At 64.1% G+C, this 13,349-nt stretch carries 10 protein-coding genes and 1 pseudogene; 5 read left to right on the forward strand and 6 right to left on the reverse strand.

Annotated features, from left to right (window positions below):
• Nucleotides 1–314 (forward strand): annotated as a pseudogene (locus tag CQ14_RS08695) (hypothetical protein); the annotation flags it as partial.
• A 90-nt stretch (nucleotides 315–404) separates the two neighbouring features.
• Nucleotides 405–1,895: a hypothetical protein gene (locus tag CQ14_RS08700; RefSeq protein WP_057857503.1), complete on the forward strand. Its 1,491-nt coding sequence runs from the start codon at nucleotides 405–407 to the stop codon at nucleotides 1,893–1,895.
• Nucleotides 1,896–1,917: 22 nt separating this feature from the next.
• On the opposite strand, the gene CQ14_RS08705 is transcribed toward CQ14_RS08700, so the two are convergent.
• The 3 genes from CQ14_RS08705 to putA form a co-directional block, all read right to left on the reverse strand.
• Entirely contained in the window at nucleotides 1,918–2,565 is a 648-nt protein-coding gene (locus tag CQ14_RS08705; RefSeq protein WP_057857546.1) for a glutathione S-transferase family protein, read from the reverse strand.
• 10 nt (nucleotides 2,566–2,575) lie between these two features.
• Nucleotides 2,576–3,781, reverse strand: a complete 1,206-nt coding sequence (locus CQ14_RS08710) for a CaiB/BaiF CoA transferase family protein (protein WP_057857504.1) — start codon at nucleotides 3,779–3,781, stop codon at nucleotides 2,576–2,578.
• 110 nt (nucleotides 3,782–3,891) lie between these two features.
• Nucleotides 3,892–6,903 carry a bifunctional proline dehydrogenase/L-glutamate gamma-semialdehyde dehydrogenase PutA gene (putA, locus tag CQ14_RS08715; protein WP_057857505.1) on the reverse strand — a complete coding sequence of 1,004 codons (3,012 nt, stop codon included), beginning with the start codon at nucleotides 6,901–6,903 and terminating at the stop codon, nucleotides 3,892–3,894.
• A gap of 113 nt (nucleotides 6,904–7,016) precedes the next feature.
• Between putA and CQ14_RS08720 the strand changes: the two genes are divergently transcribed.
• A complete protein-coding gene (locus CQ14_RS08720; protein WP_057857506.1) occupies nucleotides 7,017–7,481 on the forward strand; it encodes an Lrp/AsnC ligand binding domain-containing protein in 465 nt (154 codons plus the stop codon).
• Nucleotides 7,482–7,640: 159 nt separating this feature from the next.
• Complete coding sequence (locus CQ14_RS08725) at nucleotides 7,641–8,297, forward strand: hypothetical protein (RefSeq protein ID WP_057857547.1); 657 nt, start codon at nucleotides 7,641–7,643, stop codon at nucleotides 8,295–8,297.
• 147 nt (nucleotides 8,298–8,444) lie between these two features.
• Here CQ14_RS08725 and CQ14_RS08730 read toward each other — a convergent pair whose 3' ends face one another.
• The 3 genes from CQ14_RS08730 to CQ14_RS08740 all read right to left on the reverse strand — a co-directional run bounded on the left by CQ14_RS08730 (nucleotide 8,445) and on the right by CQ14_RS08740 (nucleotide 11,176).
• The gene (locus tag CQ14_RS08730) at nucleotides 8,445–8,645 is read right to left on the reverse strand and encodes a cold-shock protein (RefSeq protein ID WP_028351035.1); all 201 of its coding nucleotides are present in this window, start codon (nucleotides 8,643–8,645) and stop codon (nucleotides 8,445–8,447) included.
• A gap of 344 nt (nucleotides 8,646–8,989) precedes the next feature.
• Entirely contained in the window at nucleotides 8,990–9,241 is a 252-nt protein-coding gene (locus tag CQ14_RS08735) for a hypothetical protein (protein WP_057857507.1), read from the reverse strand.
• Nucleotides 9,242–9,442: 201 nt separating this feature from the next.
• Nucleotides 9,443–11,176 carry an adenylate/guanylate cyclase domain-containing protein gene (locus tag CQ14_RS08740; protein ID WP_057857548.1) on the reverse strand — a complete coding sequence of 578 codons (1,734 nt, stop codon included), beginning with the start codon at nucleotides 11,174–11,176 and terminating at the stop codon, nucleotides 9,443–9,445.
• A gap of 333 nt (nucleotides 11,177–11,509) precedes the next feature.
• Between CQ14_RS08740 and CQ14_RS08745 the strand changes: the two genes are divergently transcribed.
• Nucleotides 11,510–13,018: a glycosyltransferase family 39 protein gene (locus CQ14_RS08745; RefSeq protein ID WP_057857549.1), complete on the forward strand. Its 1,509-nt coding sequence runs from the start codon at nucleotides 11,510–11,512 to the stop codon at nucleotides 13,016–13,018.
• The last annotated feature ends 331 nt before the right edge of the window (nucleotides 13,019–13,349 follow it).

Consider the following 13,349-nt stretch of genomic DNA (forward strand, 5'->3'; position numbering starts at 1 on the left):
CGCCTGCCGCCGCGGCTGCCGCCGCGGCTGCCGCGAAGGACGTGACCGGCTCGGTGCCGCAACAGGTTGCTGCCGCAGCTCCACCGTCAGCACCTGCCGCCCCGGCCAAGCCCGAAGTCGCCCGGCTGCCGACCGTCGAAGGCTGGGTGTTGCGTGACGTTGCCAACGGCAGCGCCCTGATCGAGAGCCGCCGCGGCATGTATGAGGTCTATGCCGGCGATCCCGTGCCCGGCCTCGGCCGGGTCGATGCCATTCGCAGGCAGGACGGCCGCTGGGTGGTTGTGACCAGCAAGGGTCTGATCGTCGCGCGCTGACGGGACGAGACGCGAACAGCAAGGCGTTTCACGGCGACGTGAAGCGCCTTTTTCCTTGAATAGACCTCTTTGCGCGGTGTTAGTTGGGACATGAGCCGCGCACCACGATTTCTTGCCATCGTCCTATTTCTGCTGTGCGGCGTCTCGCCAGCGTGTGCGGCACAAGATGCTGTCCTGGAACGTGGCACCGCCGTCACCGACCCCGCGACGCTGCGTCAACTCGATGGCGGAAAATTCCGTCTCGATCGCGTGCTGCTGTCCGAGCGGTCGGCGGATACGCCGCTCACCAATAGCGAATTGTTCGCCGTGCCGTCGATGGCGCCAGTCCGGCAAGCGATCGATGGCGAGTTCGATCGCTATATCGCGCGGCACGGCGCGAGCTTGCCGAAGGAGACGATCGGCGTCGGCGAGGGTTTTGATTTCCAATTGTTCGACCGCGTGCTGCTTTATTCAGCGGAGACGCGGTTCGCACTGGCCGGCATCGTCAACCGCATGGACCGCACTTACGCCGCGGAGGCAAGCTGCGGCGAGATCCGCCTGATCTACCGCCTGACACGGGTGAACAAGGCAGCCGGCGACACGGCTTCGCCGCCGCGGCTGCCGATGACGCTGAACGTGGTGCTGAAGGCGAGGGGGGATGGCGAGGCGATCACCTGTTCTGACATCGCCGGTCGCTGGCTCGCCGCGCCGCTCGCCGCGACAGACCTGATCCGCCACGAGAATATCGATCGCATCGAGACCAATCTGCAGATCGCGCACGCGCCGAAATCAGCCGTCCGCGATTTCCGCACCGATTATCTCCTGAAGGTGTTTCGCTACGATCGGAACGCGCGCATCTTTGCCGAAGCGCCGATGGAAAACCAGATCGACCGTGCACGTCTTCTGGCGGACGATGGCCTCAAGCGCGAGTTCAGGGCATGGCTGCTCGATCCAGCCAACCTCGTCGCGTTCGATCGCGGCACCGTGCTGATCCCGGAGAAATTCCTCGCTCAAGGCGCGATTGCGCCGACACCGGTCGGGTTCGACCCATCGGAGCTGGAGCCCGAGTTCGGGCTGGTGCAAGGAGAGGGCGCCGTGTTCAGCGAGGCCGACGTTGTGGCTGCGCTTAGGAAGGCCACGGAAGGCGGCGCGAAGCTGCAGAACATCCGCTCGCTCGCCGGGTTCGAGCGGCGGCTCAATGACGTGACCTGTTCGGGTTGCCACCAGACGCGCGGCATCGGCGGCTTTCATTTCCCCGGCGTCGACTGGATGACGGATAAACCGTCGAACTCGACCGTGGTGCCGGGATCCCCGCATTTCTTCGGCGATCAGATCCGTCGCCGCGATATTCTCACCGCGCTGCGCGACGGCAAAGAGCCGGACTACTCGCGCGGCTTTGCCAGCCGTCCGCAATTGCGCGGCAGCACCGAACTCGCCGGCACCAATTATCAGGATGGCTGGGGCGCGCACTGCTATGTGCAGGGCAAACCGGCCAGCAACAATGACGCGAGTTTTCGCGACTGGACCTGCGCCGAGGGCCTGACCTGTCAGGCCGCCGGCAAGACCTCGCGCATCGGCATGTGCTTCATCAAAAGCCGCTAGTTACGCGCGCTCACTTGATCGGTTACTTGGCGTAATGCGTCAGGCGCTTGCCGGGCAACAGATCATAGGCCGACTTCCAGCCGGGCAATTGCGCCATCCGCCCGAGCCAGGCGTTGATTGCGGGATGGCTCACAGCCCAATCATACCCGGTCTCGTCAGCGGGATAATGCAAATAGGCCATCATCGAAATGTCGGCCACCGTCGGCCGTTCGCCGATGGCGAAGGCATTCTTCTGCAGGTGCTGTTCGAGGATCGACAGGAAATCATCGAGGCGCCGGCGGAAATGTTTCAGCACATGCTCGTCCGGCGACGGCGTGAAGGTGCGGAAATAGCGATAGGTCGCCATATAGCCGGTGAGCTTGTGGTTGTCCCAGAACAGCCAGCGCAGCAGTTCGAACTGCTCCTGCTCGGTCTCACCGCCGAACCGGCCGAACTGCTTTGCCAGCTTGAGCAGGATCGGTGCGGTCTGGGTGAGGCGGACGCCGTCCTCTTCCAGCACCGGGATTTCGCCCATCTCGTTGACGTCGCGCCGCCACTCCGGCGTGCGCGTGACGCCGCCGCCGAAATCGGTCCAGACCGGCTCAAACTTTTGCCCGCACAATGTGAGCATCAGCGCGAGCTTGTAGCTGTTTCCGGACTCCGGGAAGTAATGCAGGCGATAGCTGGGCATGGTCGTTACCTCAGGCCACCGCGCCGGCCGCGCGCAATTGGCCGATCGTCGCTTCGTCATACCCCGCGTTACGCAGGATCTCGTCGCTGTGCTCGCCAATGCCGGGCGGCTTGCGCGGCTGAACCTTCTTGCTGCCATCCACCCAGATCGGGCTGGAGATCGTCAGCATGGTGTCGTTCTCGAACGGCACCAGCACCTCGTTTTCGATCATCTGCCTGTCGTTCGGGATGTCATCGAGAATGCCGACCACGCCGAATACGAGGCCGTTGCCGTCGAGAATCTTGCGCCATTCGGCGAGGTCCTTGGTCGCAAAGGTCTCGTCGAAGATCTTGATCAGTTCGAGCGAGCGGGCATGGCGGTCCTTCTTGGTCTCGAAGCGCGGATCAGTGATGAGATCCTCGCGGCCGAGGCAACGCGCCAGCGTCGGCCATTGCCGGTCCTCATTGAGCAGCGAGAGGATCAGCCAGCGGCCGTCCTTGCACTGGTAATGGTTGGTCACGGCGTTCAGCGCGCGCTCGCGCGGACGGCGCTCGCCGAATTTCGCGCCGACCAGCTTGGCTTGCGCCAGCACCGAAGCCGCCCAGATGCCGTTGGCCATCAGGTTGGAGCTGACATGCGAGCCCTTGCCGGTGCGCTCGCGCTTGTAGAGCGCGGTGACGATCGCGCCGTAGAACGCCATGGCGCACGGGTGGTCGCCCATGCCGGCGATCGAACGCGCCGGCGTGGTGTGTTCATCCGCGCGCACCAGGTCCATCAGGCCGGAGCGCGCCCAATAGGCGTTGGAGTCGAAGCCGGGCTTGTTGGCTTCCTCGCCCTTTTCGCCATAGCCGGTGAAGGACGCATAGATCAGCCGTTCGTTGTGGGGCGCCAGATGCTCATGGGTGATGCCGAGCCGCTCGCGCACCTGTGGCGGATAATTGGTGATGAAGACGTCGGCCTGGGCGGCGAGACGATGCAGCACGGCCTGGCCCTCGGGCTTGGAGAGATCGAGCGCGAGGCTACGCTTGTTGCGGGCTTCCAGCATCCACGCGAAATTATGCTCGCTATGCGGGTAGCCCGGCAAATTCGGCAGGTTGCGGTAGGGATCGCCTGCGCCGGGCGGCTCGATCTTGATGACGTCGGCGCCGAAATCCGACAGCACGGTGGCGGCCGCAGGGGCTGCGATGAAACTCGCGCAGTCCAGAACCTTGAGGCCTTCGAAAATACCCTTATCCATCGTGGCGCCGCTCCGTGTGGCTTGTCTGATTGTTTTTCGTGGGTCGGAATTACCGCCAGCGAAAGCTGGCATTCGGCGGCCATTTGACCCATCTCGGGTGGGCGATGCAACTACTCGCCGCCAGACATCAGCGCTGCATTTCCGCCGGCTGCGGCGGTATTGATGGTCACTGTCTGTTCGGTTGCAAAACGCGCCAGATAATGCGGCCCGCCGGCCTTCGGACCCGTGCCGGATAGCCCGTGACCGCCGAACGGCTGCACGCCGACCACGGCGCCGATCATGTTGCGGTTGACGTAGATGTTGCCGACTTGAACGGCGTCGATGACGTCCTCCACCGTGTCGTCGATCCGGGAGTGAATGCCGAGCGTGAGCCCATAGCCCGAGCCTTCGACCGCGTGCAGCACCTGGTCCAACCGGTCGGCGCGGTAGCGCACCACATGCAGCACCGGGCCGAACACTTCTTCCGTGAGCCGGCCGGCATCGGACAATTCGAAGATATGAGGCGCGACGTAATTGCCTTGTGGTGCGTGACCAGCGAAGTGCACCTTTGCTTCCTTCTTCATGCGCTCGATATGCGCATCCAGCCGCTGCTTGGCCTCGGCGTCGATCACCGGGCCGACATGCGTGGCGGGATCCGCGGGATCGCCGATGACAAGTTCGCGCGCCGCGCCGGCGATCATCTCGATCATGCGATCGGCGACGTCATCCTGCAGGTACAACAGCCGCAGCGCCGAGCAGCGCTGGCCGGCGGAGCGGAACGCCGAGGTCACGACGTCGTCGGCGACCTGTTCGGGCAGCGCAGTGGCGTCGACGATCATGGCATTGATGCCGCCGGTTTCGGCGATCAACGGCACGATCGGCCCGTCCTTGGCGGCGAGCGCGCGGTTGATGGTGCGCGCGACTTCGGTCGATCCGGTGAAGACGACACCGGCGATGTCGGGATGCGCCACCAGCACGCCGCCGATCCGGCCGTCGCTTGCCACCAGATGCAGCGCTGACGTCGGCACGCCGGCTTCATGCAACAGCCGCACAGCCTCGGCCGCAATCAGCGGCGTCTGCTCGGCCGGCTTCGCAACGACCGCATTACCCGCCATCAATGCCGCGGTGACCTGACCCAGGAAGATCGCCAGCGGAAAATTCCACGGCGATATCGCGATGAAGACGCCGCGGCCGCGCAGGCAGAGCATATTGCTTTCGCCCGTCGGTCCCGGCATCGCCTTGCCTTCGCCGAACAGTTCGCGCCCTCGGGCCGCATAGTAGCGGCAGAAGTCGACGGCCTCGCGGACTTCCGATATCGAATCGTCCAGTGTCTTGCCGCCCTCGCGTTGCAGTAGCGCGACGAAGTTCGGCGCGCGCCGTTCCAGCAAGTCGGCGGCCTTTTCCAGTGCGGCCGCGCGTGTTTCGGCCGGCGTTCTGGCCCAATGCCTGAAGCCGTTCCGCGCTGCCAGTATGGCCGCATTGGCTTCGCTCTCGGTTGCGTCAGCGATGCTTCCCGTCGCAGGCAATGGTGCGGCAGCGATGGCCGAGACCAGTTGCTCCAGCGCCGCGCGTTCGCCGAATTCGATCCCGCGAGAGTTTTTTCGGCTGGGCCCATAGAGATCGCGCGGCAGGGGAATGTTCGGATGGCCCGCATTGTCGGCACGGCCGATGATGTCGGCCGGACGCCGCAGCAATTGCGGCACCGGGATAGTCTCGTCGGCGGCGAGCGCGACAAACGACGAGTTGGCGCCATTCTCCAACAGTCGCCGCACCAGATAGGCGAGAAGGTCGCGATGACTGCCGACCGGCGCGTAGGTGCGATGGGCAATATCGGGCCGGTCTTCGCCAAGCTTTGCGTAGAGGGCTTCGCCCATGCCGTGCAGGCGCTGAAATTCGAAGCCGCCTTGCTCCGTTGCCAGTTCGAGGATGGTTGCGACAGTGAGTGCGTTATGGGTGGCGAATTGAGGAAATATCCGCGGCCGCAGCGCCAGCAATTGTTTTGCACAGGCGAGGTAATTCAGGTCGGTCATCGCCTTGCGGGTGAATACGGGATAGCCGTCGAGGCCGCGTTCTTGCGCGCGCTTGATCTCGGTGTCCCAATAGGCGCCCTTGACCAGCCGCACCATCATTTTGCGGTCGAGGCTGCGCGCGAGACGGTCGACGTAATCGATCACGTCGGCGGCGCGCTTCTGATAGGCCTGGACCGCCAGCCCGAACCCGTTCCAGCCTGCAAGCGAGGGATCGGCGAACGCTGCCGCGATCACGTCGAGCGACAATTCGAGCCGATCCGCTTCCTCGGCATCTACAGTGAAATTGAGGTCATGGGATTTGGCTCGCCGGGCAAGATCGACCAGGCGCGGCACCAGCTCGTTCATCACGCGTGCGCGGCTCACCGCTTCGAAGCGTGGATGCAGCGCCGAGAGCTTGACCGAGATGCCGGGCCGGTCGGGCAGGGGACGATCACCGGCCGTGCGGCCGATCGCCTCGATCGCGCTCGAATAGGAATTGAAATAGCGCGTGGCGTCGTCGGCAGTGCGCGCGCCTTCGCCGAGCATGTCGAAGGAGTAACGTTGAGGGCGCGACGAATGCGGCTGAGCGCGCGACAGCGCCGCGTCGATGGTCTCGCCGAGCACGAAATGATTGCCCATCAGCCGCATCGCCTGCCGCGTCGCCGCCCGCACCGCCGGTGCGCCCAGCCGCTTGGTGAGCCGGCCGATGGTCCCCTGCGGCGTCTCGCCGGGCTGGATCACGCGGGCCGACATACCGAGCGCCCACGCCGAGGCGTTGACCAGAAACGCGCTCGACCTCGTCTCGTGGTGGACGAAGTCACCCTGGGCGAGCTTGTCCTCGATGAACTGGTCGGCGGTGCGGGCATCCGGCACGCGCAACAGCGCTTCCGCCAGCACCATCAGCGCCAGTCCCTCCTTGGTCGAGAGCGCGAACTCGCGCAGCATGTCCTCGACCCCGCCGAGCGGATCGTCATTGGCCCTGATCGCTTCGATCAGCCCTCTCGCCACGCGGTCGATCCGCCCCTCTCGTGCCGCGTCCAGCCGCGCGGTTCGGAGCAGGCCGGTGGCCATGGCGCGATCATCTGGCGCGTAGGGCGTGCTGAAGGGCGGCGGGATTGGCGGATGGATCGACATGCGATTCTCTTGGGCTAGTTCTGCAAGTTTACTGCCGCCTCAACCGTAGTTCGATAGACAAATTCGACATTTGTCCTTAGATAGTGCGGTAGATGCGTTTATTGGCCGGATAAATGACTGATATTGACAAGATAGACCGCAAAATTCTCTCAATTCTTCAAGCGGATGGCCGCATCGCCAATGTGGAGCTGGCCGAGCGGATCGGGCTCTCGCCAACGTCGATCGGCGAGCGGCTGAAGCGGCTGCAGCGCGACGGCTTTGTCGAAGGCTACGGTGCCCGGCTCAATCCGCATCGGTTAGGCTTGGGCTTGCTCGTGTTCGTCGAGGTGATGCTCGACAAGACCACGCCCGATGTCTTCGAGCGGTTTGCCAAGGCGGTGCAGACCGCGCCGGAAGTGCTGGAGTGTCACATGGTGGCGGGCGGCTTCGACTATCTGGTCAAGGCCCGGGTCGCCGACATGACGGCCTACCGCCGGTTCCTGGGCGAGAGCCTGCTGGCGCTGCCGGGCGTGCGGGAGACGCGAACCTACGCCGTGATGGAAGAGGTCAAGCGCGACGCACCGCTGCCGGTCGGCTAGCGCCGCCTCTCCGATCCCCGGAGCGGAACAACTGGCGCGCGGACAACACAGCGGGCGGAATTTCCGCGGCGCGGTCCCCAGATCGCAGCCTTGCTGGTTGGCAGTGCGCGGGAGCCGCGCTAAGCGTCACGAACGCTGTCGCTTGGGAACTGCGGAATGATGAGAGACGCCGCTCTGCCGACACTGGGAAGCCTCACGCGCCAGGGCGTTGCGGCTGCGATCGTCGCTGTCGCCGCGCTGTTTGCAGCGCCGTCGGCGAGAGCGGTCGAGATGAGTGCCGAGGTCGCCAACCTCTACAGCTCGGTCTCAATCTATCCGCCTTCCGCTACCTCCATGACCGTCTGCTACGGCTTCGTCTGCCGCCGCCGCGAGATCCTCGATTTCACCGCCGGTGACCGCGGCGCGCTGACCCAGATCATGGCCGCGGGCCGCGCCTCGGCCGTCGCCGAACGCGCGGCCGTGCAGAAGGCCGTGATATGGTTCGACCGCCGCATGGGGCCGATCCTCGGCACCAACAAGCGCGTGGCGAAGGCGGATTTCCGCTACTTCGACGACAAGCACAATTACGATTGCTGGGACACCACGCGCAACACCACCAGCCTGCTCCTGGTGCTGCGGGAGTGGGGGCTGTTGAAGCACCACGCGATCGGTGATCCGAAATATCGCGGCAATACGCTGGTATTGCAGACGCCGCACAACACCGCAGTGCTGGTCGATCGCGCCACCAAGGTCGAATGGGTCGTCGATCTCTGGCCGCGCGGCTATCTGCAGCCACCGGACGTGATGACGGTCGAGAGGTGGGTTACGGAAGATTGAGCGGCCGGTTTTGGCGCAACAGTCTGACCATTGCGCGCGCGGAAGCGGTGCCCGCTCCGCCGAACGCTCACAGTTTTCGAGAAGTTTTTTAAGCCCAACTCCCGGATTTAGGTCCGAGAGCGTGCCGTTGCCGATTGCGCCTGCGCGCTAAACCTTGAGGTTCTCGGCCGAAGTCTTGCCGCGGTTGGCGATCTCTTCGTATTCGACGGTCTGCCCTTCATTGAGCGTCGAAAGCCCAGCTTTCTCAACTGCCGAAATATGAACGAACACGTCCTTGCCGCCGCTCGAGGGCTGGATAAATCCATAACCCTTTGTCGGATTGAACCACTTCACCGTACCCTTAGCCATTCACGTCGTCTCCGCGGAATCAAAAAAATATACGAGCCGCCGGTCCCCGCACTAACCGGCATGCCCGCAGCATCAGGATACGCGGGTTAGGGCGGGCTGGGTAGCGCAAACGGACCGGCCGATTCGGCGAAAAAGCCCCCATTCGCGGCCGATTTAGGCTGTTTTTCCGGTTTCCTCCTCATTTGACGTAGCCGGACAGCGAGGATTCCCAAATCGGTCGATTGACCTGACTCGCTGCGCGCCAGGTCATTCTTGCGCTTGGCCCCAGGCATGGCGTGGCGCATCGTGCACGGAAGACCCCGGCCGCAAGCTGCGACCGGGGCCAACGCATTGATCTAGATCAATCAATAGCAGACGTTAACGGTCCGCCAGCGGAAGCCGAACGGCGTCATCACCCGGCGGGTGACGTAGCAGCCTTCATAGCCATAGCCGCCACCGATCAGGCCGATGCTGATGCCATGGCCATGGCCGTGGCCGAAGTGGTGGTGGTGATGATGATGCGGCCAGAACCCGCCCGCCGAAGCGGTGCTGGGAGCCAGCGCAACGGCGCTCAGGGAAGCGGCGGCAACAAGGGCGAGGGTCACTTTGCGAAGCATGGTCGTTCTCTTTCAAATGTGCGCGGTCGACGTTTTGTCTTGGCGCGGGTTTAAGTTTCAGTCTTACCCATCGCCAATCTGTCGTGTGCTTGAGAGAGCGGGTTCGAGATTTACGGCCTGCGTTCGCCGACAATTTTCTGAACGATTATTCAGGTGTGAAAAACATCACACACGCTTCGAACCGCTATAACCAAAGCGTTTTCACGCTGCCGCGCTTTGCTGTTCGTCAACCAGCGCCGACAATATGCGCGCGTCTTCCACGGTGCGCACGATCATCGTTTCGTTGCGTCCGCGAATCTCGACGTCATGGTGCGGCAGCGCATCGGCGGCTAGTCCGGCCGTTGCGCGCACTTCATCGGAGATGACGGCCTCGCATGCCAGGCTCTTGGTCATGTCCTGCAATCGCGCGGCGACATTGACGGGATCGCCGAGCGCGGTGAACACCATGTGGTCGCGATAGCCGATGTCGCCGACGATGACTTCGCCGCCATTGATGCCGATGCCGAAGCGGATTGGCTCGCGCAGGTCATGTTCGAGAAACTTGTTCAGCGCGTCGACGTTGGCGGCGATCATCGCCGCCGCGCGCAAGGCCTGGCGGCAGGCGTTCTGCCGGCTGGTCGAAAGCCCGAACAGCGCCAGCATGCCGTCGCCGACGAACTGGTTCGGCATGCCGCCGCTCTCGAGCACCGCCTGCGATACCGCGCCAAGGAAACGGTTGACGATGAACACGGTGTCGAACGGCAGTCGCTTCTCCGCCAGCTGCGTCGAGCCGCGCATGTCCACGAACAGGCTGACGAGATAGCGCTCCTGCCCGATCCGCGTCGGGTGCGAGTCATGGCCGTCGGCGGATATCGTATGCGGCAGGAAGAGCTGGAAGAACGACAGGTCGGCCGGCGGCCGTAACTGGCAGGCGAGGCGGATGGACGGATCCGACGTGCCGACCCGGCCGAGCACGAAGGCCTCGCGCTGCGAAGGCTCCGGCAGCCCGCTGCAGTCGCCGATAATGCGGATGCGGCAGGTCGAGCAGCGGGCGCGGCCGCCGCACACGCTGGCATGCGGCACGTTGTTGCGCAGGCTGGCCTCGAGTACGCTCAGCCCCTTCGGTACCCGCACGGTGCGGCCGTTGCCGTAGGAGAGGTTGATCATGCCGCGGCGGCGTTCGTTGACGGCGCGGACGCCGCGTGCCACCAGCGCGATGCCGATCAGGCCGAAATAGCCGAACAGGAAATAGTCGGTGATGCGATCGAGCGTCTGCGCCTCCGCCCGCGTGCCGATCTGGCGTTCCGACTGGGTTTCCGCCCGCCATTCGGTGCTGTCACTGTCGATCACCATGCGTCCGCTCTGATAGAAGCCGAGCATGGAGAGCGTCGGGATCAGCACCGCCGCGGCGAGCAGGAACGGGGCGGGGCGCTTGAAGAATGCCCGCATCCGCAGCCACAGATATAACCCGATGCAGCCATGGACCCAGGCGATGGTCATCACCGCGAACATCATCGGGATCCGCCACGGCGCCCAGATCCAGTACAGGAACAGTATCTGCGGATAGTGCCTTTCATGTCCGTAAAGCGTCTGGCCGAGCCTGATGCCGATGACATGAGCGATGATCATCATCGGGATGCTGAGGCCGAGCGCAAGCTGAAGCGGCTCGATCGCCTTCCAGCGGAATTGCCGGCGTTCATACAGCGCCCAGATGCCGAGCGCGGTATGCACCACGCATGCTGCGTAGAACAGGATCGTGACCGGCAGGAATTGCCAGAACGCCATGTGGATCTGGACGCCGCTCTCCAGCGCCTCCAGCGAGATATTGCCGAGCGCGTGGTTGAGGAAATGGCTGACGAGATAGGCGAACAGGATCACGCCGGTGGCGAGACGGATCTGCCGCAGGCTGATGCCGCGGAGGGAGGTCGTGATCTGGTCTCGGGAAAGGGCGGCCATGCGATCCATATTGGCTATATCGGCGATACTAGTGCTTTATTCCATCGGTGAACACCATCTACCGTCGTCCCTGCGGAAGCATGGACCCATGCGCCGCTGCCGAACAATAGCGCTGTGGCCCAGGCGGTTCTCGTTATCACGATCGGTGGTTATGGGTCCCTGCTTTCGCAGGGACGACGGAGAGATCTTTTTTCGGCGGCGCGTTGACACTCCCGGCGCAGTCGAGGAGAAAGCGCCGTGACGATCGCCCCACCCGATAAGCCCGGAGCCAGTTCCGCCGCGCCGCCATGGCTTGCAAAGTCCTGGCTTGCCGTGGCGTTGCTGATCGCGGCGATGACGGCGATGCGGCTGGTCTATGCCGGGATGCTCGATCTGCGGACCGACGAAGCCTACTACTGGACCTGGTCGAAGGAGAGCGTGCTCTCCTTCCTCGATCATCCGCCCGGCATTGCCTGGTCGATCCGGTTCGGCACCGCGATCTTCGGCGACACCCTCGTCGGCGTGCGGTTCGGCGGCATCGTTGCGATGCTGGTCACGCAGCTCCTGCTCGCCGACATCGTCCGCCGCGTGACGCATGACATGCGCGCCGTCGTCTTCGCGCTGCTGTTGCCGGAAGCGGCGCTGTATTACGGGCTGTTGATGGCAAAGGTCGCGCCCGACACCGCGATGATCCCGTTTGCGGTTGCGATGCTGTGGTCGCTGGTGCGGCTTAACGAGAGCGGCAACCCGCGCTGGTGGCTTGCCGCGGGCCTGTTCGCAGGGCTTGCGCTGCTGTCGAAATTCACCGCAATCATGCTGCTGCCGGCGGTGATCGCCTTCGTGCTGGTGCCGGACTGGCGGCGGCGCTGGCTGCTGAGCTCGTATCCGTGGCGGGCGGCGCTGATCGCGGTGATCGTGTTTTCGCCGGTCCTGATCTGGAATGCGCAGCACGATTGGGCCTCGTTCCGTTTCCAGGCGGTGCGCGCGGTCGCGGACCGCCAGTTCTCGCTCCGCACCGTCGGCGAATTCATCGGCATGCAGTTCGGTCTCGTTGGCTTCGTGCTGCTGCCGGTGGTGCTGTTCGGCGTGACGCTGACGGCCTGGCGCGGCTATCGCACGCGCGAACCGGTTGCGATCCTGCTCTCGACCGCCGTGCTGGTGCCGTTCTTCTATTTTCTCTGGAAGTCGCTGACGCTGCGCGTCGGGGACACCTGGCCGATGTTCCTGTGGCCGGCCGGCTTTGCCGCGACCGCCATCAACCTGGTCATGCTGCGACGCGAGGGTGCTTCGGAACGCATGATCAAGTCGACGTTCTGGTGGGCGAGAGTGGCGGTCATCTCGGGCATCGCCTTCGTGGTCGGCGTGTTCTTCTATTACGTGGCGGCGCCCTGGAACTGGATCGGCCGGACCGATCCGGCCGGCATCGAAGCGGGCTTTGAACAGGTCGCGGCGCGCGCGCGCGAGCAGTTGCGGGCGACCGGCGCGACCTGGATCGCAACATCGGACTATCGCACCTATGCGATGCTGCGCTGGCATTTCAACGGGCAGGTGCCGGTCGTCCAGATCAACGAGCGCGGCAGGTTTCAGGGCTTTCGCGATCCCGGCATCGACCTGATCAAGGATCACCCCGGCCTCTATGTCGGGCGCGAGCCGGACCATCGCCTGCCGCTGTGGGATCTGACGACCGCGAAGCGGCAGCCGCTGGAGCGGGTCGAGCGCGTCTGGCGCGGGACGCTGATGGATACCTACGCGCTGGAGAAGATCACCGGCTGGACGCCGGACCTGTCGCCGCCGCCGGATTCGCCGCTGTTCCGCTGGCGCGTGCTGGCGGGGGATTTCTGGCGTAGCACTGTCGCTTCGTAGTCTCTGCGCTCGCAATAATTAGCTCCTGTAGGATGGGTGGAGCGAAGCGATACCCATCAATGCTTCAACGCCGGTGCGCGTGGCGATGGGTTTCGCTTCGCTCTACCCATCCTACGAGGACGGCGGTCTTTCCGCGTCATTGAAGCGAAGCAATCCACGCCTCAACGCGGGGATAGATGGATTGCCGCGTCGCTTCGCTCCTCGCAATGACGTGGATATAGTTTCGCGATCTCGCGACGCTCATCGCCCGAGGTTTGCATCTCTTTGCCCTCTCTCATTTAGAGGGCGCAGGGAAGACCGGGTGCTTGCTGCACCCGAGGTCTCGTGTGCC

It is taken from the genome of Bradyrhizobium lablabi (assembly GCF_001440475.1).
Classification (GTDB): domain Bacteria; phylum Pseudomonadota; class Alphaproteobacteria; order Rhizobiales; family Xanthobacteraceae; genus Bradyrhizobium; species Bradyrhizobium lablabi.